We start from the raw sequence: 21,719 nt of genomic DNA, 5'->3' as shown, positions 1-21,719 counted from the left end.
ACTGGCATAACTGGCGCTAAATGGGTACACTTAGCGCCAGTTTTTTTATGATTTAAAGGTAAGTCGAGCATGAGTGATTTTGAGAAAGACCTAGAAGCCATGTCGCAAGAGGCAACAGAAGAGCCAGAGGTAAAACTGCCCTCAATGGAAGAGCAAAAAGCGATCGCCGCTGAGCTTAAGAAGCTGGAAGAAGAGGGTAAATTGACGCCCGAAATTCTTGAGCATTACTTTGGTAAGTTCTACGCCAAAACGGATGCGCCAATTCATTAAATGAATCCATCTCTTGATAAGGAAAAGCCGCTTGTTGATGAAGCGGCTTTTTTACGTTTATGGCTGTGTCGAATTGATTATTTGACGGTCCAATAAATCTCTTCACCGGCTCGAATCGGCACGACATTATCATCGCCAAATGGCATCACTCCGGGAACGGCCCAGCTTTCTTGTCTTAGGGTGACGGTATCACTGTTGCGTGGCAAGTTATAAAAATCAGGGCCGTTATGGCTGGCGAATGCTTCTAAATTAGCCAGTTTATCCTGCTCGGCGAAGACTTCAGCGTAGAGCTCTAGTGCTGCATGCGCTGTGTAAGAGCCTGCGCAGCCACACGCATTCTCTTTTTTATCCTTGGCATGTGGCGCGGAGTCTGTTCCTAGAAAGAATTTTTTGCTGCCACTGGTCGCCGCTGCAATTAAGGCTTGTTGGTGACTATTACGCTTTAAAATGGGTAAGCAGTAAAAGTGAGGTTTGATTCCCCCAACAAGCATATGATTTCGGTTGTAAAGAAGATGGTGAGCGGTAATGGTTGCTGCGACGTTGTCATTGGCCTTGTTGACAAATTCCACCGCATCGGCGGTGGTAATGTGCTCAAGTACGATTTTTAGGTTTGGAAAGTCATTGACGATAGGTGCGAGCACTGTATCGAGAAAATGTTTTTCTCGGTCAAAAATATCCACATCGTGCGTGGTCACTTCACCGTGAATAAGCAGTAACATCCCTTCTTCTTGCATCGCCTGCAATACCGGATAGATATTTTGAGCGGAAGTCACACCAGAATCTGAGTTGGTTGTGGCGCCGGCAGGGTACAATTTTGCGGCGACAACCAGACCAGAGGCTTTGGCTTTACGAATTTCTTCAGGGGAGGTGTTGTCGGTGAGGTAAAGTGACATCAGAGGTTGGAAGGTGCTTTGAGGCGCGAGATGCTGGCTAATACGCTGATGGTAATCACGAGCCATTTCCGTCGTCGTTACTGGAGGAACTGTGTTTGGCATGATTAACCCCCGTCCGTTGTAGCGGCTGATGTCTTTTACGGTATGTTGAAGAACATCGCCATCGCGTAAGTGAACGTGCCAATCATCAGGACGAGTAATCGTTAAAGTTGTCATTGTAGCTCCCACCAAATAAATAAAACTGGATTGAAGCCTAACGTAAGCGCAGCAAGGTGCGCAAACGCTTACGTATAGGCGACAGGATGATAGAGCAAAAGGTATGTCATTTCATCCTATTTTTGTTTCATTGGTCGGGAAATAGCGATTTATGTTTTGAGTGTGATCCACAGCGCGTGAATCATTCCCGGGAAGAAGAAAATCAGCGTAAGAATCAGATTGATAAGAAAGTCTTTACCCAACCCTCGGTCAACTAATACACCGAGAGGCGGAACAAAAACGCACAGCAGAATCAAAATCAGTTTATTCATTTAAACTCCTTTCGGTTACTTTTTGACGGTTGTCGATAATTCGGCATTTAAGTATTGAGTTCATCGGTGTATGGTTCAAGCTCGCTGAGTCAAGTCTCTGCAAAAACTTAATTATTAGAAAACCTTAGCGTGTATTGATGTTTTAATACACTAAGTAAGGTCTGTGTTCGGCATATTTCATGGAAGTAGGTAAGCGAATGTCATCTCCCAATCTGTCTAAAATTAATATTTACCCAGCCAAATCCATCGGCGGTATCGCCATGTCATCCTCTTGGGTTGAAAAACAAGGCTTGAGTTTTGATCGCCGATTTTTAATCGCACTGCCTGATGGCGCGATGGTGACAGCGCGTGAGTATCCGCAAATGGTATTAGTGAAAACTGCGCTAACCGCGGATGGCGTGACGTTTAGTGCGCAAGGCAAGCCGGCACTTCATCTGCGCTATTGTGATTTTTCGATGCAAGAGCATGATGCCCAAGTATGGTCGGATCAATTTACCGCTTACCAAACCACAGCAGAAGCGAATGCGTGGTTTAGTGATGTTCTCGGTCAGCGTGTGACGCTGCTGTATTGCGGGGCGCAATCGAACCGTGTGCGTGAAAAAGTTGGCCACAATGTCAGTTTTGCTGATGGATACCCTGTATTGGTGATTGGCGAGGCTTCATTAGAAGAATTGAATCGCCGCAGTTCACAAGTGCATTCGATGGATCAGTTCCGTACCAACTTGGTGGTGTCGAATACCGAACCATTTGAAGAAGACCGCTGGAAGCGAATTCGAATCGGTGAGGTGGAGTTTGAGTCAGTCAAACCCTGTGAGCGTTGTATTTTAACCACCGTTGATGTTGAAAAAGGCGAGTTTCGGGCGAGCAAAGAGCCGCTCGCAACATTATCACAATTTCGTGCGAATGAAGCCGGCGGTGTATTCTTTGGACAAAACTTAGTGGCTAAAAACGAAGGCATGATCCGTGCTGGCGATAGGGTGGAAGTGCTGGAGTATAAAGCGCCAGAAGTCTACGCCGATAACAGCCCAGTACGTCATCAGTTTACCTGTGTTGAGCGCGAAGACATTGCCCGTGATTTTGTGACGTTTTGGCTTGAGCCAGACCCGAATGCGCCTGCATTTTCATATCAACCTGGCCAACACTTACCTATTCAGCTTCAAGTCGGGAATCAAAAAATCAGCCGTTACTATACTTTGTCATCGAGCCCTTCAAGGCCCGGGCGCGTCGCGATTTCGGTAAAGCGCATTAATGGTGGCGAAGTCTCTAATTGGCTGCAAGATAACCTGCATGTCGGTGATGTACTGATGGCTGAGCAGCCGAATGGCACATTCCATCTTGCATCTCATCATCATAACCAACCTTTGTTGTTACTGTCCGCTGGCAGCGGGGTGACGCCGATGCTATCAATGCTTCGATACCTTTCAGACCACAAACAAATGGATGATGTGGTGTTTTATCATCAATGCCGCTCAGTGGAAGACATCCCTTGTCTTGCCGAACTTGATGAGCTTAAACGCCAACATTCAGGTCTTAAGGTATTGATTTGTTTAACTCAGGCGCCTGTTGATTGGTTTGGTTTAAAAGGACGCATTTCGCTTTCTCATATCAAGCAGATTAAAGATTTGGAGCACAGGCAAGTTTTTGTGTGCGGCCCAGAAGGTTTTATGGCCAAAGCGAAGAACCTCATGCTGAAGAAAGGGCTACCAGAAGAGCAATATCATCAAGAGGCGTTTGGGGTGGCGCGCACCCAGCCTCAGCCATTTAAAGCGCTTACGTTGAGTGTCAATGGGGAAGTATTTCAAGGGGATAACCAGTCCACGCTTCTTGAACAAGCCGAAAACGCTGGGGTTGCGATTGCCAATAGCTGCCGCGCAGGTTTATGTGGTTCATGCCAAGTGCGAGTGGAAAGCGGCGATATTGAGCAGCCGGATGTGCCAGCAATGCATGGATGCGATGAACAGACGGTGTTGGCCTGTTGCTGCGTTCCGCAATCAGACATTGAAGTGGTTAGCGTGTAATGTTTTGGATGCGCATATCAAAAAGTCGAGAACGATGGATCTCGGCTTTTTAATCTCTACCAACCCCTAATGCCTCTCGAACTCAAGTAGTCGAGAATCTAAGTGGTCGATTTACTGGGCAACTTGAATGGTAATTTCGTTATCTTTCGCGAACTGAGCAATTTCTTTTGGCGGAGCTTGATCAGTAATAATCAAATCGATGTCAGACATCGAGCCGAGTTTTATCATCGCATTACGGCCAAACTTACTGTGGTCAACGGGCAAAAATACGCAGCGACTGTTTTCGATGATCGCGCGTTTGACTCGAACTTCATGATAGTCAAAGTCGAGTAATGATCCATCAAAGTCGATACCACTGATCCCCAATATGCCAAAATCAAGACGAAATTGAGAGATAAAATCAAGTGTGGCTTCGCCGGTCACTCCGCCATCCTTATTACGAACTTCCCCGCCTGCCAGAATGACATTGAAATCCGCTTTTGCCATCATGATGGTGGCAACATTGATGTTATTAGTCACGATGCGTAAGTTATGATGCTGTTTTACCAACGCATGGGCGACGGCTTCAGGGGTGGTACCAATATCAATAAACAAGGTCGCGCCATCTGGGATTTGCTGGGCTAAGGTTTCGGCGATGGCTTGCTTTTCACTTTGCTGGGAGACTTGACGCGTGTGATAGGACGAGTTTTCTGAACTGGATGCAATCGTGGCTCCACCATGATTTCGGCGCAACTTGTTGGCTTCTGCCAATTCATTTAAATCACGACGAATCGTTTGTGGGCTGACATCAAAACGCTCGACTAAATCCTCGGTGCTAACAAACCCATGTGTTTGAACTAATTCAATAATCTCTTTGTGACGCTTAATGGCTTTCACGATTGGTTCCCCATTCAAAATCTGGCTTTAGTCTACGGTTTCTCCAAGTGAATTCAATTTAAGCTTTCGTATTTAGCCAGTTTTGTGTTTGTTTCATGGTGATATTCACATAAAGCGCGCAAAAAAGCGCATTTGTCGTGGTGAATGTGCAATTTATCGAATCTGGCGGTTGTCATCGGCGTTGTGTTATTCCATTGCTCAGGCTAGGATAGTTTTTCAGTTTGGTGCTATCCATTGCTAAAAAGACATAGCGGCAATCTCAACAGGAGCTTTTCGTGCGTAAATCCGCAAAACATCTTCATCCAAAGCTTTCGATTGAAGAAGCGCCAGCAGATATCTTTATGAATTTTGAGGCGTTTCTCTCTAACACTGAAACAAGGTTGCATAGCCATCCATGGGGACAAGTTCAACTCATCAGCGGTGGAATTTTAGAGATGCAAGCGCAGCAGACGCGATTCCTCGCGCCGCCGCATTTGGCTATTTGGGTTCCCGCAGGCACCGAGCACACCAGTTTTAACCGTAAACCGCTGTCTTACTGTTCGCTGAATATCGCTGAGCATCTCACAGCATCATTCCCGGATACCACGAGCCTTATTTCAGTGACGCCTATTGTTTCGGCGATCATTGAGGATTTTCGACAGCGAAATATGAGTGTTGCTCAATCTTCCCAAGATAAACGGCTGATGCAAGTGCTCCTAGATCAACTGGCAACGCGCGAAGCGGAGCATCACTTTTTACCAACCAGTAATAATAAGTATTTGGCGCCTATTTTGGCGCTGGTGGAAGAGAACCCAACAGACAATACCAGCCTTAGTGCATGGGCTGAAAAAGTGCATACCACGGAACGAACGCTGGCGCGATACTGTCAATCTGACTTGGGTATGAGTTTTACCGAGTGGCGGCTGCGTGTGCGCTATCTGTACTCAATGGAATTATTAAGAAGTGGGCATTCTGTTAAAGAGGTTGCTCTAACGCTTGGGTATCACCAAGCGAGTCCGTTTATTGCCATGTTTAAGAAATACTCCGGGCAAACCCCGGAGCAATATAAGAACAAGCTCTTTTCGCCAAGTGCTTATTGATGGTCAAGGATGTAATCTAATCCACCGGTAATTGCGGCAACTTGGGCGCGATTACATTCATCGTTTGTGACTTTGGGGCTGTCTGGATAGACTTCCGTCGTGGTGCCATATTGGCAATCCGTGATTCCGCCGCACAGACCAAGCATTTTCATTGGGTAGTTAATTACGCCTTCCTGGACCACGTCAGAGCCGATAATTTGCTGGTTATCATCGGCAGGGGCAATGTGCGTAACCTGACGCACAGCATTAATGATCGCAGTTTGAAAGTCTGCGACCGGTTTTTCGCTATCGCCTACTGTATAAAAACCATCGGGTATGGTGCCTGGTTCGAAGTTGATGCCATCTCTTGCCGCAAGCGCAGGACGAAACTCTTGTTCATCGCTGTCCGTTGTTTCATGCAAATCAAAGTGCGCCAAAATAGGGGCCTGAATGCTGGCGACAAGCGCCATAAGGTGGCGAGATTCTTCGGCTGGAGAGTTTGCGTAAAAAGAGCGGTTAGGATCAAGTGCCAGTGGGTTCCAACGGTTGATAATTTCGTATCCCCATGGGCTAACGCAAGGGGCAACCACAAAATTAAAATGTGTCTCATAGCGCTGCGCCTTGGTTTCTAAAAAGAGCAGCGCGCCGTGAACGCCGCTGGTCTCGTAACCATGAACGCCTCCAGTAATAAGCACAATGGGCTTGGTCTCGTCCCAATGTTTCGTTTTTATACACAGTAAAGGGTAGTGCTCTGGATCATAAGAAAGTGCGCCATATTGCTCGACGTCAAAGCGATCGGTTAATGCATTAATCTTACTGACGACTTGCTGCTGGTAATCACGTTGGATACGCGTTTGTGCACGCCACTGCTCGCGCTCAGTGTGACCCCAAGGTTGGCCTGGAGTACCAATAGGATAAAAACGTTCGATGGTCATAAAGTGACTCTTTTACTGTTGTTCTTGAGGAACAAAAGAATAAAACGTGGCTTAATGGAGTGCAAGGTAACCCTTAATTGAGATTTTTACTCATAGTTAACACCGTCGTGATTGGTGTTCTCAAGTGGAGGTGCTACATTGCGTTTTTAGTTCTTCTTGAATAGGTGAAACAGTGACATGGCTGGAGCCAGTTTACTAACGTTACTCGATGATATTGCCACAGTATTAGATGATGTTGCTCTAATGTCGAAAGTGGCGGCCAAGAAAACCGCTGGTGTGCTAGGTGATGACCTCGCTCTTAACGCTCAGCAGGTGACAGGTGTAGCCGCAGAACGAGAAATTCCGGTGGTGTGGGGCGTCGCAAAAGGCTCGTTTCGCAACAAGTTTATTTTGGTGCCAGCAGCGCTGCTCATTAGTGCGTTCATTCCCTGGTTAATTATGCCGATGCTGGTTCTCGGTGGCTGCTTTTTATGTTTTGAAGGCGCGGAGAAAGTGCTCGAAAAGCTTTTCCATCATGATAAGAAGCCGGATTCCGAACAGGCACCCCATGCGAAAGTACTTGGAAAAATGTCTGTCGAAGAGTTTGAAAAGAAAAAGATCAAAGGAGCGGTACGTACCGACTTTATTCTCTCGGCAGAGATCATTGTTATTGCTTTAGGAACCGTACAGGAAAGCTCAACATTGACCCAGATTATCGTCGTCAGTTTGATTGCGTTGGTGATGACCGCGGGTGTATATGGCATTGTCGCGGCGATAGTTAAACTTGATGACTTAGGTTTTTATCTTGAGCGCCGCTCTGAAGGCAAAGGCGTACTTTCAGTGATCGGTAAAGGATTGGTGACGTTTGCTCCGAAATTCATGAGGCTACTGACCATCGTTGGTACCTTGGCGATGTTTTTAGTCGGGGGCGGGATCATCGTTCATAACATTCCAATGATTCATCATTGGATTGAGCCCATCATTATGGATTTACCAAAAGTTTCCCTAGCCACGGCAACCGTGCCTGTTGTTCTTAATGGCTTAATCGGGTTTGTCGCGGGCCTAATTTTGGTCGCTGTCATTTCGGTATTTAGCCAGTTTAGAGGTGAAAAAGCCAAATAATCGATAACGCCGCCAACAATCAGGCGGCTTTTACCCTTGTTGATTGGCAACTTCTTTCAGCGCAGCAACAAGACTGTCAGGTTGCTGGGCTCCTGAGATCAGATGCTTTTTGTTGATGATAAAGGCAGGGACAGCATTAATTCCTGCTTCGAGCCATTGCTGTTCTGTTGACGCTACCGCATTGGCCCAACTGTCATCATCCAGCACTCTCTGAGCGGTGTCGCGATCAATGCCCGCAGTTTGAGCCGCATTAAGGAGCACTTGCGGATCGCTGACATCTTGACCTTGTGTGAAATAAGCTTCAAACAAAACCATTTCAAGTTGATATTGACGCTGTTCTTGCTGCGCCCACATTAATAACTGATGAGCTTTTCGCGTATTATAGATACGCATGTTATCGCTAAATTGGAAGGTAAATCCCACCTCGTGACCAAGCTGAGTGAGTGTTTCACGCGCTGACTGACTGGCTTCAGGGCTCGAACCATACTTTTCAGCGATATGCTCTCTGAGGTTCTGCCCTTCAGGCTTCATTGCAGGATTAAGTTCAAACGGATGCCAATAAAGCTCAGCCTCGATCGCTTCTTGCTTTAGCTCAAGCAGGGCTTTCTCCAAGCGTTTTACGCCAATAATGCACCACGGACAAACTACATCTGAGACAATATCGATTCGAATTTTGATCATCGTTTGCTCCTTGCTATTTACTATAAAATTGTAGTCATTACTGATTCAATTCATAAACCTAACGATGAGTGTGCCTGTTTCTACGCCTTTTATCTACACCCGAAAATTGTTATCAAAGGGGGAATGTTTATTGCTTTTGCTATCTATAATAATCCACGGTTGAATTGGTCACGGGTTTCTCACTGTAGACAGTGAGAGTGTGAAGGATAAAAAAATGACATCAGTAACACACGCTAATGTGATTTTGCATGCGTTTGATTGGCCTTACCATTTGGTGGCGACAAGAGCGAAGCAAATTGCCGATATGGGCTATAAATCCGTGTTGGTTTCACCAGCAATGAAATCGTTGAAATTACCCAAAGGCACGCAGTGGTGGCAGCGCTATCAACCACAAGATTATCGCGTGATTGATAACCAATTGGGGAACAAGCATGACTTTGTCGCCATGATTAATGCGCTCCGTGAATTCGATATTTTGGTGTACGTTGATGTGGTGTTTAATCACATGGCCAATGAGTCTTCGTTACGTAGTGACCTTCAATACCCGAGCGCAGCAGATATGCAGGAATACGTGAACAACAAAGCGTATTTCGATGAGCAAACATTATATGGCGACTTATCTCAGCCATTATTTGGCCCCGACGATTTTGTCGAGGCATTTGGCATCAAAGATTGGGAAGATACGTGGCAAGTGCAAAATGGCCGTATTACCGGGGGTGACAACGATCCCGGTTTGCCCACTCTGAATGATACCGAGCATGTGGTGAAACAACAGCGTCAATATTTAACGGCACTCAAACAGCTGGGTGTGAAGGGGTTTCGAATTGATGCGGCGAAACACATGAAATTGGAACACCTCAAAAAAGTATGGACTGAAGATATTGTGTCTGATGTCCATATTTTTGGTGAAATTATTACTGATGGTGGAGCAACACGCGCTGAATATGAGCTGTTCCTTGAGCCATTCCTATGTCAAACGCACCTTTGCGCTTATGATTTTCCTCTGTTTCAAACACTGTTTGATGCCTTGCAACCTAAGGGGAGTTTAACCGCTCTTATCGATCCTTACTGCTTTGGTTTGGCGTTATCCGAGGCGAGAGCCATCACTTTTGCTATTACTCACGATATTCCTAATAACGATGTGTTTGCCAACCTTGTTATGGACGAACAATTGGAAGGATTAGCGTATAGCTACATTTTAGGCCGTGATGGCGGGGTGCCTTTAATTTATACCGATTTAAACCCGAGTGGCATGCTTGATAAACGTAAATCCCCGCGCTGGCAAGCGGCTTGGTGTGATAAAGCGATGAAAGCGCGCATTGATTTCCACAACAAGGTTCATGGTGAAGCGATGACCGTGCTCGAAGCCTGTGATGATCTTCTGGTGTTTGCTCGAGGCAATAAAGGCATTGTAGCGATCAATAAATCTACGAGGCAGCAGCATGTTGAGGTTGCGAGTGAGCAGCAAGGTTGGGAGAGTTTGTCGCAACGCATGGTGTCAAATCAAAACGGTAAATTGTCCTTGGTGCTTGAACCGATGTCGAGCTGCATGATTGAACTGTCTTAAGATTCACCCTTGGCCATCAGAGGAGGGGCATCCCTCCTCACCAAGGTTAGTGTTTTGGTGCCAGCATCAGCTGACAAATTTGCTGATAGCTCTGGGCGTTATCATCAAACAAATCTTTAATTACTTGCTGTTGACTTATTCCGGAAAGTTGCCGCTTTTGACTTTCACGCAACTTCAGCCCCAGCAACAATTCTGCACTAAGACCTCTGGTGTCTTTTTGCCATTGACTCACCGCCTGAGTCAATTTACTCGTGGTTAATTCGGGCTGCCATGTCTCCACTTCATCGAGCACAACAGCTAATAGTTTCTGACGTTTTGCATCGTTGGTTTGCTTTGCTAACGCGTCGACCAGCGCGGTGGCTAATGGGCTCAACGTCACGTAACCTGCGTTTGACGGCATAAAAGCGTGCGAACGTCTCGATATTTCGATACTTTCTATGCGAGTCTGCGGAAAGAAGGTTAAGCTAGTCAGGCAATCGAAAGGCAACCAAAACGCTTGATTGGCTTCGATAACATATTCCGTTTTTCCAAGCCGACATAACACCATTCCTTGGGTGACGACGATAAGTTGATACTTGAACGTACGTTTTCTGGGTGTGCTACTCAGGTAAGCATGGTGTTGGGTGGTGTGTTGTATGGCGTAATGCATGAAAACCTCTAACTTAATGAGGCGCTAAGATTAACGCCAAAGAGATAAAAAACCAAGGCGATGAAACTGATCCTCGTTATTCTGGTCTGACCTTGGTGAAAGATTTGCTGATAATACTGCGAAGTCACGACAGTATGCGTAAAATAACCCCGTTTTTTATTTGATGTAACCATATATGACAACCAACAACGATCCATATTCTGATATCCGCCCTTACAATGACGATGAAATTCCCGCAGCCATCGATCGTCTTATCAATGATGAAGAGTTTATTGATGCCATCTTAGAGCATCGTTTTGAAAACCACGCCCCTTGGTTTAAAGCTTTGATGTCTCCGCTGGTGAAAATGTATCTTAAGTTTAAATGGAGCAAACTCGACAGTGTTGAAACCATTCAGCTTGAAGTCAAAAAATATTTAGATAAAACACTGGCAACGACCACAAAAGGCGTGACCTATTCAGGGTTGGATAACCTTGATAAACAAACTTCGTACCTCTTTGTATCCAATCATCGCGATATTGCTATGGACCCTGCGTTGGTGAACTATGGTTTACACATGAGTGAGCACAAGACCGTGCGTATTGCCATTGGCGATAACCTGCTTAAAAAGCCATGCGCGACCGAATTGATGCGTCTCAATAAGAGTTTTATTGTGAAACGTGCGATCAAAGCACCCCGCGAAATGATGAAAGCGCTGGGTACCTTATCTTCTTATATCAAACATTCGCTTGATACTGGGCACTCGGTGTGGATAGCTCAGCGAGAGGGGCGTGCTAAAGATGGCAATGACTATACCGACCCTGCAATCCTGAAAATGTTTCATGTCGAAGGCCGTAAGCAAAAGCTCAGCTTTGCAGACTACATCAAGACGCTCAAAATTGTGCCTGTAGCGATTTCTTATGAGAATGACCCATGTGACATTGCTAAAGCGCGTGAACTGTTTGAAAAAGCAACGCATGGTATTTACCAAAAAAGTGAATTTGAAGATATTGAAAGTATTATTCAGGGCATTATTGGTGAGAAGGGTCATGTGCATGTCGCGTTTGGTGATGTGATTGACCAAGATTTTGAGAACGCGGATGAGCTCGCGCAAGAGATTGATCGTCAAATTCATCAGCATTATAAGCTGTTTCCGATTAACCGTTTAGCAGCGGGAGATGACAGTGTTGATGAATCAGTCAAAGCCAAGCTCAAAAGTAAATTGGATGCACTGCCAGAAGCCGCGCATCCGTACTTGGTGGCGAGCTACGCCAACCCGGTACGTAATAAGCCCGAATAAAGAAAATGCCCGCATGATGCGGGCATTTTTCATCTTACTAAGGCGCAACCGCACCGCCTAAGGTTAAGTTTTTAGGCCACTGATTGATACGATTTCCGCCCAAAAAGATATTGCCGCTGACCGTCATGGTTTCAGGAAAAGTATGAATCTTGGAACCACCAATATACAAGTTCCCCTCAACAACAATGCCCTCAGGTAACTCTTCAACCTGAGTGCGCATTAAACTGAGATCGCCCTTAACACGAAAGCGGGGAGGGAGCTGCTTTAACGGCGTATCGGTAAAGTTAATATACCCCCCAACTTTAACGCCCGCAGGCCACTTTTCAATTTGGGCGCCGAGGAAATTGGCGAATCCACGAATATTTACTCCTCGCGGAACCGTCTTTAAACTGCTGTTCGCTGCATTCAAACTGCCTTGAATATCTAAGCCTTTGGGTAAGCGAGTGAATTGCGTTTTTGAAATATTAAGATTGCCATTGATAACCGTACCGGGGGGCAGGCTTGTATAGGGTTTGTTGCGCAGATCCAGATTCCCGTAGTTATCGAGATGGTTGAGCATATGGTACACATCCAACTCTTCACTATGAGCAGGGAAAAGAACTAAGATTGAAAGAAACCAGCCTAAACGCATAACAAAAACAATCAGTTTGAGTAATTAATGATTATTTTAGTATCCAGTGAAATAACCGCAAAGGTCAATAAAATGAAAAGTAGAATAAAATAAAAAAGCGGACATTGAGCCCGCTTTTAAAAATTAACGAGAAATAGAACGAGTTTTTAGCTCAAAAATTAATTTTTCTGCACTAACTTCAAATTTAAAACGTGCATTTAATTGCTCAGAATCATCACTTGGTTGTGTTGTTTCATATTCTACGTTTGCACAAACTTGCTTCGCTAATGCAATATATTTTTCAAGTTCAGTATTACGAAGTTCCTGAGTTGGGCCAAAGATAGATACTTCAGCAACATCATCCCCTTCTTTAATGATGAAGCCCATTTCGCCCGCACAACCGCAAGCTTCGCATACGTCATTCTCTACTTGGTCAGAAATCATGGCTTAATCCTCTTAAAATTAGTGTGGTTATGGTAGCGGTTCCACTCACTTTTATCCATGAAAAAATGCAAGATCGCGTGAAAAACATCCCATTTTTTAGCATGTTCTAAACAACAATTGTTAATTTTATGTAACTAAAAAATTTTGAGTTTTAGTTCTAATATACGTGATCTAGTTCAAAGATATGAGGAATTGTCATTCACAAGTTGAATACAATTTGCGGGTTGAGGGTTGATAGAAAATAAATTTTATAAGATTATCGGTCGAATTATTAAAATATAAACAAAGAACCCACATGTTTCATTCGTGAGGCATATGAGTTCGTATAAAAATGTTAGCTTATGCCGCCGTATTGAACGTCTTTTGGTCTAATACATATATATCAGATACATGTATTTAGCCATAAATAAGTCGCTCTTACAACATGGACAAAAATAATCAAAGTTAAAAACATTATTTACTCAATATTAGAGTTTACGGATTTACAGAGAGAAGAGCTTAGACATGCCAAAGCGTAGTAAAGAAGATACAGAAATAACCATCCAAAAGATAATGGACGCTGTTGTCGATCAGTTGATTCGTCTTGGTTATGACAAAATGTCGTACACCACCCTGAGTCAGCAAACGGGCGTTTCACGAACCGGTATCAGTCACCACTTTCCTAAGAAGACCGATTTTACCTCGGCTCTTGATGGGCGCATCTTTAGAATGTTCGTACAATACCTTGATTTTGAAAACAAAATCGAAGATTTTACTGACAGCTGGATGAAAGCTTTAAACAATCAAGAGTTCTTAGCCATTTTGCGTTTACTGTTTCACCATATCGTTACGGCTCAACCTGCACACGATTTTGCCGCGAACGGAATTGAACGTTTGTATAAAACGACGGAAAATCAATTCGGTGATGAAAGCAAAAAGCAGCTCGAGTGGTTAGTCGGAAAGTCACTTATTTACATGGCAAAGTAACCGGTTACCATCCTTAAAAACCTTCTTCGGAAGGTTTTTTTATGCCCATTATTCCATACGTCATGCAGTTACCTATCTATATGTTACACTTAGTTTATTCATATTCTGACCGAAGGTAGGATTGCATGACATTTCCTGTTCTTATCTGCGATGATTCCGCACTCGCTCGAAAGCAAATGGCGCGCGCCTTGCCTCCCTCGCTTAACGCAGATATTCATTTTGCCGTTCATGGAAAAGATGCATTAGAACAGCTTCAAACCCAAGACTTTAAATTGATGTTTCTTGATTTAACTATGCCAGAGCTTGATGGGTTTGAAACATTAGAAGCGATGAACCAACGGCAGATCGCTGTTCCTGTTGTTGTGGTTTCGGGGGATATTCAGCCTAAGGCCAAAGAGCGGGTGCTGGGCCTTGGGGCTCGAGATTTTATCCAGAAGCCGATTGCGCAAGATCGCTTAAAAGATGTGCTCAGAGAGTTGGTTGAGCCGCAAAGCCAAGCGACGATCGTGACCCCGCGCAGTATTGAATTGCCTATTCTAAAGCGGCGAGATATCTACATGGAAGTCGCTAACGTTTCCATTGGTCGCGCTGCCGATGCGCTTGCGCGTCATTTTGATGTATTTGTAAACTTACCCCTACCGAACGTTAATATTTTTGAAGTCAGTGAGTTGCATATGGCGCTTCGCGATTTGGCAGACAATGACCAAGTCTCGGGTGTGTGTCAGGGGTTCAGTGGTGAGGGCATTGCCGGTGAAGCTCTGGTTTTACTCAGTGATTCCAGCGTTAGTGATTTGAAGCAACTTATGCAGGTTCCAGCGGACAGCGAAGAGCTCGAGGAGCTTGAGCTGTTAATGGACGTCTCCAATATATTGGTCGGTGCGTTTCTTAATGGGTTAGGGGAGCAAGCCGAAGTTCGCTTTTTTCAAAGCTCTCCAGTTTTGCTTGGACAACATATCTCGATCGATTCAGTGGTCGAAAATACCGCAGGTTCCTTTCATAAAACAATGACGTTTGAAGTCAGTTATACCATCGAAAATACATCGATTCGCTGTGATTTGTTATTTATGTTTGTCGATGAATCTCTCCCCCTACTCGATAATAAGTTGGCTTACTTAATGGAGGACTTTTAATGGCTAGTCTCCCTGCCGAATTCGAACAGTTTCATTGGATGGTTGACATGGTACAAAACGTCGACCTTGGGCTTATCGTTATTGATAAACACTATAACATTCAAGTTTGGAATGGTTTTATGACCCACCATAGCGGGTTACAAGCGCATGATGTATTGGGTAAATCGTTGTTCGACGTGTTCAACGAAATCCCTCAAGAGTGGTTTAAACTAAAGACCAAACCTGTGTATGACCTCGGTTGCCGCAGTTTTATTACTTGGCAGCAACGCCCTTATCTTTTTAAATGCCGAAATGTTCGTCCGGTGACTCAGCAAGCAGATTTCATGTATCAAAATGTCACGTTAAATCCAATGCGTACGCCGACCGGAGAAGTTCGTTCGCTATTTCTTTCCATTCAAGACGCGACAGCTGAGGCACTTATTTCCCGAGAAAAAACATCCGGCTAACATAACGTTTTTCGTCACGCGGCATACTATTATCATGTTTTAGGATTACGTCTTAACAGACAATCGTTTCTAAGGAGTAATCGATGTCATTACCTGAGCAATATTATTCTGCTGAGCAAGTTAAAGTCGGTGAAAGACTGGCCGCTCAAGCCAACGGAATTGAGTTATATACGTTAATGCAACGTGCTGGACGCGCGGTTTTTGATAAGGTGGGCGAGCTTTACCCTCAAGCTAAACGGATGCTTGTTTGTTGTGGTGGTGGCAACAATGGTGGTGATGGTTATGTTGTTGCGTCACACGCATTACAGGCGGGTTGGCAAGTTTCAGTGTGGCATGTTGGTGATCAGCAAGCCATTAGAGGTGACGCCCAAAAAGCGTATCAACATTATATCGAAAACGGTGGGGTCATTGAGCCAGTCCAGGAGTCGCTTCCTGACGTTGATGTCGTTGTCGACGCACTTTTGGGGACAGGCCTTAAAGGGCCGGTTCGTTCAGAACGCCTTGCTTTAATTTTGGCGATTAACCGTAGTTCCGTCCCTGTTGTCGCGGTGGATATTCCATCTGGTTTATGTGCTGACACTGGGGCAGTGTTAGGATGCGCGGTACATGCGAATCATACCGTGAGTTTTATTGGTTTAAAGCAGGGATTGGTAACTGGCAAAGCGCGAGATTACGTGGGTAAAGTGCACTACGCGAACCTTGGGGTGGAACAAGCCTTTATTCAAAGTTGCCAAAGCAACATCTCTTCGTTATCAAAATCGCTTCTTATTGATATTAATCAGCCTCGTAATAAAAGTGCACATAAAGGTGATTTTGGCAAAGCCGTTTTGATTGGCGGTCAATCAGGCACAGGCGGTGCTTTGCTACTTGCGTCTCAAGCATGTATACGCAGTGGGGCAGGCCTCACGGCGTCACTGACTCATAAGGATAATGCCCATGCTTCGTTGATTGCTTGCCCCGAAGTGATGGCTGGGGATTGGGAAGACACAGAATTGGTTGATAAGCGTTTGGAGTGGGCAAGCGCGGTGGGTATTGGTCCTGGACTGGGGGCCGATGAAGGCGCGAAGGCGCGGCTCAATAAAGTAATGTCGACCTCGTTGCCCAAAGTCGTGGATGCGGATGCGTTGACCTTACTTTCTCTGTATCCCAACCATGATGATAATCGTATTATCACGCCCCATCCAGGAGAGGCGGCACGGTTACTTAACACCACCGTGCAAACCATTGAAGCGGATCGCTACAAAGCGGTGGTATCCCTTCAAAAACGTTATGGCGGTGTCTGCGTACTAAAAGGTGCCGGAACCTTGGTCTGTGATGGACAGCAAACGTACGTTTGTTTGCATGGGAATCCAGGAATGGCAACCGGTGGAATGGGGGATGTGTTAACCGGCATTATCACCGCATTACTGGCCAATAAGTTCACGCTAAGTGAGGCTGCATGCATTGGTGTGCTGATCCACAGTTTAGCGGCGGACGCCGAAGCGAAAGCGAACGGAGAAAATGGCATGCTGGCGAGCGATATTTTTGTTCACCTTCGTAAAATTATGAACAGTTTGTGAGCTATTAACGTCTTGAAAAACGCATGATTTATATGCATTTTGTGATGCTGGCTGGGTTAGCGGGTGAACATGGTGTGCGCTGAGAGGTAAATAATAGAGGTGGTAATGGATATAACTTATTGTTATTTATCTAGAAAATTGAATATTGAAAACAGATAGAAACACGGTGTATATACTCTAGAAGCGTATCACAAAAAAATTTCAAATATCAGTCTTGTCAGCAAAAATTCACAGCCTATAATGCTGAAAACCGGAGCGTCTGCCAACGCTCCGGTTTTTTTGTGTCCGATAATCAGTAATGACGTCTGCCAACATCGTTACTGCGCAATTGCCGAGGCACGAACATTTAGCTATTCAAGGAAAAATGCACAATGCGTATCGAACAAGAACTTAAGTTAGGTTTTAAAGATGTCCTGTTTCGCCCGAAACGTTCTAACTTAAAAAGCCGCTCTCAAGTAAATTTAACCCGCGAGTTTACCTTCAAGCATAGTGGTCGTCAATGGTCGGGTGTTCCAGTCATTGCGGCGAATATGGATTCAGTCGGTAGCTTTGAAATGGCCAAAGCGCTGGCGAAACATCAAGTGATGACGGCGATTCATAAGCATTACACGGTTGAGCAATGGGGTGAGTTTGTCGCGACTGCAGACACAGCAACGTTGAATAATGCTATGGTTTCAACAGGTACCTCAGATGCTGATTTTGAAAAAACGCAGCAGATTATGGCGCTTACCGATGAACTGATGTTTATCTGTATCGACATCGCAAATGGGTACTCTGAACATTTGGTCGAGTATGTTGAGAAAGTTCGTGCCCACTTTCCGGATAAAGTCATCACCGCGGGGAATGTTGTCACTGGCGATATGGTTGAAGAATTGATCCTTGCTGGTGCGGATATTGTTAAAGTCGGAATTGGGCCGGGCTCAGTATGTACGACTCGTGTCAAAACCGGGGTTGGCTATCCGCAGCTGTCCGCCATTATTGAGTGTGCTGATGCGGCACACGGCTTAGGCGGCCGTATTATTGGTGATGGTGGTTGTACTTGTGCAGGGGATGTGTCCAAAGCTTTTGGTGGTGGTGCCGATTTTGTGATGCTCGGTGGTATGCTTGCTGGGCATGAAGAAGCGGGTGGTGAACTTATCGAAAAAGACGGCCAAAGCTTTATGAAATTCTACGGCATGTCTTCTCAGTCTGCGATGGACAAACACTCTGGTGGCGTTGCGAAATATCGCGCGGCTGAAGGAAAAACCGTGCTATTGCCATACCGCGGTCCTGTGGAAAATACCATTCAAGACATCCTTGGCGGCGTGCGTTCAACCTGTACATATGTAGGCGCAGCGGCTCTTCGTGAGCTAACAAAGCGCACCACATTCATCCGCGTGAGGGAGCAGGAAAACAACGTTTACGGTAAAGAGTAAACGGGTTAATTATCGAAAAAACCTGTTGAAACAACCATAAAGTGATAATTACAACCATATCTTGATAATTATCACAACCATAATTTGATATTGCCTCTTTACTGTCTAAACTTATGTAAGTTTACGACAACTTCATGAAGAGGCAATTCTTATGTCCTTTCAATATGACCATCCTGAAAGTACGGCAATATCATTAAATAATGCTTTTAATAATCCTGCTCGGAATTTGACTAAATCTCGAGGCAAAAACATACATCGCTATGCTAGTGCCAAGATGGGTAAAAGGGTTACTGTTGAGTCAGCTTTAGAATGTGATGCTTGCTACCACTTCGATTTTGAAAAAGATATTATTCGTTTTTGTTCTCAGCCAATTAGATATTCATATTATTATAAGGGTAAATGGCATACGTATGTGCCTGATTTCCTTGTACAGTTTGATACGGGTGAATATGTTCTGTACGAAATAAAGCCCGATGATGTAGCATCTTTACCCGATTTTCTCGATGAGTGGAACGCAAAGCAACAAGCTGCTGAGAAATTGGCTTTGGAATTGGAATTGCTCGAAGAGAAGCAGATAAGAGGCAACAAAGCGTTGTTAAAAAATCTCAAGTTGATGCATAGGTATGCTTCTAGAGATCGCTTAACTGATACACAAAACCTGGTACTAAATATTTTCAGGAGCAATGGCTCACAGCCGGTACAATATTTGATTCAAAAGGTTGGAATAGCAAGGAAAGGAATTGTGCCAGTACTGTGTAATTTGTTATCACGAAATTTGCTGGAAACAGATTTGGACTTTCCTATATCTCTTCAATCTGAATTTGAATTAGTTTCTTATGCCTAAGAAATCATTTAGTGATTTTAATAGGAAGGCAAAACTAGATGTTGCTGCTCATCAAAAAGAGGATATCGATAGGTCTCCAAGTGAAGTTTTAGCCGAAGATGCCACATATACTGATTTGACAGCATTTCCAGATAAGGTTGTGAATGAAATTTCTTATCGGTTAAAGGTTCTTAGGTATTTAGGGAAAGTGTGTGACAATATTACTCCCAAAACCATTGAACCGCATCGAGTCGATTTACCAAAACTTAACGATAAAAAAATCCCCAGTGCTATTACAATTTATCGATGGTGGTTAAAGTTTAGCCAGTCAGATTACAATCCTATATGCCTAGCTCCCGACTTAAAAGGCAGAGGTAATAGAAAGTCCAAAGTTCCCAAAGTTGTTGATGCGGTGATGGAACAAGCCGTTGAGGGGGTTATCTCTGGTCGAAAAATCAATATTAGTTCGGCTCATCGCCGTGTTCGTAGGAAAATTCGACAGTATAATCTCAAACACGGAACTAAACATAAGTATCCGAAGTATGAGTCTCTAAGGAAAAGAGTCAAAAAAAAGACACCGTTTGAAGTTTTGGTTGCAAAAAAAGGGGAACGAGTAGCCAAAAGAGAGTTTCGTAGGATGGGCAAAAAAATTCTTACGTCTTACACCCTTGAAAGGGTCGAGGTAGATCATACGGTTTTGGACTTGTTCGTCGTACATGAAAAATACCGAATTCCTCTTGGGAGACCTTACCTTACACAATTGGTCGATTGCTACAGTAAAGCTGTGGTTGGTTTCTACCTCGGATTTGAACCACCGAGTTATATTTCGGTTTCATTAGCTTTAAAAAATGCAATACAGCGGAAAGACTCGTTGTTATCTTCATATCCTTCTGTCAAAAACGAATGGTTGTGCTATGGGATTCCTGACTTATTAGTGACTGATAACGGGAAAGAATTTTTATCAAAAGCATTTGATGCTGCGTGCGAGACATTACTAATAAACGTCCATCAAAATAAAGTGGAAACTCCAGATAACAAACCACACGTCGAACGCAATTACGGGACCGTCAATACTACATTACTAGATGACTTACCTGGGAAAGCATTTAGTCAGTACCTACAGAGAGAAGGGTATGACTCAATTAATGAAGCGACATTGACTCTTGATGAAATCAAAGAAATATATCTTATTTGGTTAGTGGATATATACCATAAGAAATCAAACCAAAGAGGTACAAACTGCCCAAATGTGGCATGGAAAAGAGGGTGTGAGGAATGGGAACCAGAAGAGTTTACTGGAACGACAGCTGAACTGGACTTCAAATTCGCAATTTTAGATAAAAAGAAACTGAGTAAGTCTGGAATAACAGTCTATGTTGACTTGACGTATAGTAGTGATCGTTTAGCTGAATATCGTGGAAGTAAAGGAAATCATGTAGTTACATTTAAGTATAATCCCGAGTGTATGGGGCATATTTGGGTGTTAGATGAAGATGCCAATGAGTACTTTACAGTTCCCGCTATTGACTACGAATACGCGAGTGGTGTTTCTTTGTGGCAACATAAAGCGAATATTAAGTATCAAAGAAATTTAAACTTAGCTGAATATGACGAAGATGCTGAAATTGATTCAGAAATACGAATGGAGGAAATTGCAGAAGAGTCGATCCTTAAAACCAAAAAAATTAGAAATAGACGTCGTGGCGCTAGATATCAAGAGAACGCAGAAAGGGCAAAATCTCAGAATCAAAATCAAGAGGCACTGGAAGAAACCGAGCAAGGGCATCCTCAAGAAGAGATAGTTGATGACGAAAATGCTTGGGGTATAGATTACTTATAAGAAGGTATTTTTATATGGGTGATAGTAGAGATGTTCGAATTGCAATAGCGAAAAAAGCATTTGTCATAACTCCAAGCGTAGCTAAGGTCCTAAGGTATATGGATAGGTGTCGAGACTTTTCAGATAAGGATTCAGAACCTACCTGTATGATGGTTTATGGGGCTTCTGGGGTAGGTAAAACAACTATAATTAAAAAATATTTGAAGGAAAATAAGGGAGATTCTGATCCAGAGGGAGATACTATTCCAGTAGTTCATATCGAGCTACCGGATAATGCAAAACCAGTCGATGCTGCAAGGGAGTTGTTGTTGCAAATGGGGGATCCACTTGCCCTGTACGACACAGACCTAGCTCGGTTAACTAAAAGAATCGTTGAACTTACACCAACGTTAGGTGTTCAATTGATTATTATTGATGAGTTTCAGCATTTAGTTGACGATTCAACAAATAAGATTCTTTGTAGTGGTCAACTAAAATTGGCCACGGTTTTAGAGTTTTCCCAATACAGTCGTTCAGACTCATTAGGTGTCAGCCTACCATTATATTGATGTGGCCTGAGTTGGCTGTAGTAGCCCGTGATGTATCGAGTTATATGTTCTCTCGCTTCGCTAAAACTCCGATAACCCGACACT

General features: G+C 44.1%; 21 protein-coding genes and 2 pseudogenes. 14 read left to right on the top strand and 9 right to left on the bottom strand.

The annotated features are described in order from the left end of the window. The first annotated feature begins 69 nt into the window (after nucleotides 1–69). On the top strand, nucleotides 70–270 hold the full coding sequence (locus ACFFUV_RS16425) for a restriction endonuclease subunit S domain-containing protein (protein WP_390194766.1): 201 nt from the start codon (nucleotides 70–72) through the stop codon (nucleotides 268–270). Nucleotides 271–347: 77 nt separating this feature from the next. Here the strand turns inward: ACFFUV_RS16425 and pyrC are convergent, their stop codons facing one another. Next, on the bottom strand, nucleotides 348–1,379 hold the full coding sequence (gene pyrC / locus ACFFUV_RS16420; protein WP_390194764.1) for a dihydroorotase: 1,032 nt from the start codon (nucleotides 1,377–1,379) through the stop codon (nucleotides 348–350). A 149-nt stretch (nucleotides 1,380–1,528) separates the two neighbouring features. After that, entirely contained in the window at nucleotides 1,529–1,690 is a 162-nt protein-coding gene (locus tag ACFFUV_RS16415) for a YqaE/Pmp3 family membrane protein (protein ID WP_390194762.1), read from the bottom strand. 197 nt (nucleotides 1,691–1,887) lie between these two features. Here ACFFUV_RS16415 and ACFFUV_RS16410 point away from each other — a divergent pair, with 197 nt between their 5' ends. Beyond that, nucleotides 1,888–3,708, top strand: coding sequence for an MOSC N-terminal beta barrel domain-containing protein (locus ACFFUV_RS16410; RefSeq protein WP_390194760.1), 1,821 nt, complete (start codon nucleotides 1,888–1,890; stop codon nucleotides 3,706–3,708). Nucleotides 3,709–3,819: 111 nt separating this feature from the next. Here ACFFUV_RS16410 and ACFFUV_RS16405 read toward each other — a convergent pair whose 3' ends face one another. Beyond that, nucleotides 3,820–4,584, bottom strand: a complete 765-nt coding sequence (locus ACFFUV_RS16405; protein ID WP_390194758.1) for a DeoR/GlpR family transcriptional regulator — start codon at nucleotides 4,582–4,584, stop codon at nucleotides 3,820–3,822. A gap of 275 nt (nucleotides 4,585–4,859) precedes the next feature. Between ACFFUV_RS16405 and ACFFUV_RS16400 the strand changes: the two genes are divergently transcribed. Next, nucleotides 4,860–5,663 (top strand): AraC family transcriptional regulator, encoded by an 804-nt coding sequence (locus ACFFUV_RS16400; protein WP_390194756.1) that lies wholly within the window; start codon nucleotides 4,860–4,862, stop codon nucleotides 5,661–5,663. Here ACFFUV_RS16400 and ACFFUV_RS16395 read toward each other — a convergent pair. After that, nucleotides 5,657–6,577: a M14 family metallopeptidase gene (locus ACFFUV_RS16395; protein WP_390194754.1), complete on the bottom strand. Its 921-nt coding sequence runs from the start codon at nucleotides 6,575–6,577 to the stop codon at nucleotides 5,657–5,659. The two genes, ACFFUV_RS16400 and ACFFUV_RS16395, sit on opposite strands and share 7 nt — an antisense overlap. Nucleotides 6,578–6,754: 177 nt before the next feature. On the opposite strand from ACFFUV_RS16395, the gene ACFFUV_RS16390 reads away from it, so the two are divergent. Further along, nucleotides 6,755–7,678, top strand: a complete 924-nt coding sequence (locus tag ACFFUV_RS16390) for a DUF808 domain-containing protein (RefSeq protein ID WP_390194751.1) — start codon at nucleotides 6,755–6,757, stop codon at nucleotides 7,676–7,678. A 30-nt stretch (nucleotides 7,679–7,708) separates the two neighbouring features. Here the strand turns inward: ACFFUV_RS16390 and ACFFUV_RS16385 are convergent, their stop codons facing one another. After that, nucleotides 7,709–8,359 carry a DsbA family oxidoreductase gene (locus tag ACFFUV_RS16385; protein WP_390194749.1) on the bottom strand — a complete coding sequence of 217 codons (651 nt, stop codon included), beginning with the start codon at nucleotides 8,357–8,359 and terminating at the stop codon, nucleotides 7,709–7,711. 214 nt (nucleotides 8,360–8,573) lie between these two features. Here ACFFUV_RS16385 and ACFFUV_RS16380 point away from each other — a divergent pair, with 214 nt between their 5' ends. After that, a complete protein-coding gene (locus ACFFUV_RS16380; RefSeq protein WP_390194747.1) occupies nucleotides 8,574–9,926 on the top strand; it encodes an alpha-amylase family protein in 1,353 nt (450 codons plus the stop codon). 46 nt (nucleotides 9,927–9,972) lie between these two features. Here the strand turns inward: ACFFUV_RS16380 and ACFFUV_RS16375 are convergent, their stop codons facing one another. Continuing rightward, complete coding sequence (locus tag ACFFUV_RS16375; protein WP_390194745.1) at nucleotides 9,973–10,575, bottom strand: AraC family transcriptional regulator; 603 nt, start codon at nucleotides 10,573–10,575, stop codon at nucleotides 9,973–9,975. A gap of 175 nt (nucleotides 10,576–10,750) precedes the next feature. On the opposite strand from ACFFUV_RS16375, the gene ACFFUV_RS16370 reads away from it, so the two are divergent. Next, nucleotides 10,751–11,854 carry a lysophospholipid acyltransferase family protein gene (locus ACFFUV_RS16370; protein WP_390194742.1) on the top strand — a complete coding sequence of 368 codons (1,104 nt, stop codon included), beginning with the start codon at nucleotides 10,751–10,753 and terminating at the stop codon, nucleotides 11,852–11,854. Nucleotides 11,855–11,891: 37 nt separating this feature from the next. On the opposite strand, the gene ACFFUV_RS16365 is transcribed toward ACFFUV_RS16370, so the two are convergent. Both ACFFUV_RS16365 and ACFFUV_RS16360 read right to left on the bottom strand, forming a co-directional pair. Further along, on the bottom strand, nucleotides 11,892–12,485 hold the full coding sequence (locus ACFFUV_RS16365) for a hypothetical protein (RefSeq protein ID WP_390194740.1): 594 nt from the start codon (nucleotides 12,483–12,485) through the stop codon (nucleotides 11,892–11,894). 123 nt (nucleotides 12,486–12,608) lie between these two features. Next, entirely contained in the window at nucleotides 12,609–12,905 is a 297-nt protein-coding gene (locus ACFFUV_RS16360; RefSeq protein ID WP_390195144.1) for a YfcZ/YiiS family protein, read from the bottom strand. A gap of 507 nt (nucleotides 12,906–13,412) precedes the next feature. Between ACFFUV_RS16360 and ACFFUV_RS16355 the strand changes: the two genes are divergently transcribed. From ACFFUV_RS16355 to ACFFUV_RS16320, 8 genes and pseudogenes are all read left to right on the top strand, one after another. Then, complete coding sequence (locus ACFFUV_RS16355; protein WP_390194738.1) at nucleotides 13,413–13,874, top strand: TetR/AcrR family transcriptional regulator; 462 nt, start codon at nucleotides 13,413–13,415, stop codon at nucleotides 13,872–13,874. A gap of 125 nt (nucleotides 13,875–13,999) precedes the next feature. After that, nucleotides 14,000–15,004: a response regulator gene (locus ACFFUV_RS16350; RefSeq protein ID WP_390194736.1), complete on the top strand. Its 1,005-nt coding sequence runs from the start codon at nucleotides 14,000–14,002 to the stop codon at nucleotides 15,002–15,004. Further along, nucleotides 15,004–15,450: a PAS domain-containing protein gene (locus ACFFUV_RS16345; RefSeq protein WP_390194733.1), complete on the top strand. Its 447-nt coding sequence runs from the start codon at nucleotides 15,004–15,006 to the stop codon at nucleotides 15,448–15,450. Before ACFFUV_RS16350 ends, ACFFUV_RS16345 begins: the two co-directional genes overlap by 1 nt. 83 nt (nucleotides 15,451–15,533) lie before the next feature. Further along, nucleotides 15,534–17,009, top strand: a complete 1,476-nt coding sequence (locus tag ACFFUV_RS16340; RefSeq protein WP_390194729.1) for an NAD(P)H-hydrate dehydratase — start codon at nucleotides 15,534–15,536, stop codon at nucleotides 17,007–17,009. A 371-nt stretch (nucleotides 17,010–17,380) separates the two neighbouring features. Then, on the top strand, nucleotides 17,381–18,424 hold the full coding sequence (locus ACFFUV_RS16335; protein ID WP_390194726.1) for a GMP reductase: 1,044 nt from the start codon (nucleotides 17,381–17,383) through the stop codon (nucleotides 18,422–18,424). Between the two features lie 151 nt (nucleotides 18,425–18,575). Beyond that, nucleotides 18,576–19,268, top strand: a complete 693-nt coding sequence (locus ACFFUV_RS16330; protein WP_390194723.1) for a TnsA endonuclease N-terminal domain-containing protein — start codon at nucleotides 18,576–18,578, stop codon at nucleotides 19,266–19,268. Then, nucleotides 19,261–21,087, top strand: coding sequence for a TnsB C-terminal domain-containing protein (locus ACFFUV_RS16325; protein ID WP_390194721.1), 1,827 nt, complete (start codon nucleotides 19,261–19,263; stop codon nucleotides 21,085–21,087). Before ACFFUV_RS16330 ends, ACFFUV_RS16325 begins: the two co-directional genes overlap by 8 nt. Before the next feature lie 14 nt (nucleotides 21,088–21,101). Then, nucleotides 21,102–21,530, top strand: a pseudogene (locus ACFFUV_RS16320) (TniB family NTP-binding protein); the annotation flags it as partial. A 23-nt stretch (nucleotides 21,531–21,553) separates the two neighbouring features. Here the strand turns inward: ACFFUV_RS16320 and ACFFUV_RS16315 are convergent. Next, nucleotides 21,554–21,719: pseudogene (locus ACFFUV_RS16315) on the bottom strand (IS3 family transposase); the annotation flags it as partial.

Origin of the sequence: Vibrio olivae (genome assembly GCF_042428525.1) — a bacterium.
Classification (GTDB): Bacteria; Pseudomonadota; Gammaproteobacteria; order Enterobacterales; family Vibrionaceae; genus Vibrio; species Vibrio olivae.
Note: the sequence above shows the minus strand (reverse complement) of the source record. Positions and strands in the feature narration are given on the sequence as shown.

Excerpts from the sequence above, each read along its gene's own strand:
- ACFFUV_RS16425 (WP_390194766.1), top strand. The coding sequence starts at position 70 with ATGAGTGATTTTGAGAAAGACCTAGAAGCCATGTCGCAAGAGGCAACA.
- pyrC (WP_390194764.1), bottom strand. The coding sequence starts at position 1,379 with ATGACAACTTTAACGATTACTCGTCCTGATGATTGGCACGTTCACTTA.
- ACFFUV_RS16415 (WP_390194762.1), bottom strand. The coding sequence starts at position 1,690 with ATGAATAAACTGATTTTGATTCTGCTGTGCGTTTTTGTTCCGCCTCTC.
- ACFFUV_RS16410 (WP_390194760.1), top strand. The coding sequence starts at position 1,888 with ATGTCATCTCCCAATCTGTCTAAAATTAATATTTACCCAGCCAAATCC.
- ACFFUV_RS16395 (WP_390194754.1), bottom strand. The coding sequence starts at position 6,577 with ATGACCATCGAACGTTTTTATCCTATTGGTACTCCAGGCCAACCTTGG.
- ACFFUV_RS16390 (WP_390194751.1), top strand. The coding sequence starts at position 6,755 with ATGGCTGGAGCCAGTTTACTAACGTTACTCGATGATATTGCCACAGTA.
- ACFFUV_RS16385 (WP_390194749.1), bottom strand. The coding sequence starts at position 8,359 with ATGATCAAAATTCGAATCGATATTGTCTCAGATGTAGTTTGTCCGTGG.
- ACFFUV_RS16380 (WP_390194747.1), top strand. The coding sequence starts at position 8,574 with ATGACATCAGTAACACACGCTAATGTGATTTTGCATGCGTTTGATTGG.
- ACFFUV_RS16375 (WP_390194745.1), bottom strand. The coding sequence starts at position 10,575 with ATGCATTACGCCATACAACACACCACCCAACACCATGCTTACCTGAGT.
- ACFFUV_RS16370 (WP_390194742.1), top strand. The coding sequence starts at position 10,751 with ATGACAACCAACAACGATCCATATTCTGATATCCGCCCTTACAATGAC.
- ACFFUV_RS16365 (WP_390194740.1), bottom strand. The coding sequence starts at position 12,485 with ATGCGTTTAGGCTGGTTTCTTTCAATCTTAGTTCTTTTCCCTGCTCAT.
- ACFFUV_RS16355 (WP_390194738.1), top strand. The coding sequence starts at position 13,413 with ATGCCAAAGCGTAGTAAAGAAGATACAGAAATAACCATCCAAAAGATA.
- ACFFUV_RS16350 (WP_390194736.1), top strand. The coding sequence starts at position 14,000 with ATGACATTTCCTGTTCTTATCTGCGATGATTCCGCACTCGCTCGAAAG.
- ACFFUV_RS16345 (WP_390194733.1), top strand. The coding sequence starts at position 15,004 with ATGGCTAGTCTCCCTGCCGAATTCGAACAGTTTCATTGGATGGTTGAC.
- ACFFUV_RS16340 (WP_390194729.1), top strand. The coding sequence starts at position 15,534 with ATGTCATTACCTGAGCAATATTATTCTGCTGAGCAAGTTAAAGTCGGT.
- ACFFUV_RS16335 (WP_390194726.1), top strand. The coding sequence starts at position 17,381 with ATGCGTATCGAACAAGAACTTAAGTTAGGTTTTAAAGATGTCCTGTTT.
- ACFFUV_RS16330 (WP_390194723.1), top strand. The coding sequence starts at position 18,576 with ATGTCCTTTCAATATGACCATCCTGAAAGTACGGCAATATCATTAAAT.
- ACFFUV_RS16325 (WP_390194721.1), top strand. The coding sequence starts at position 19,261 with ATGCCTAAGAAATCATTTAGTGATTTTAATAGGAAGGCAAAACTAGAT.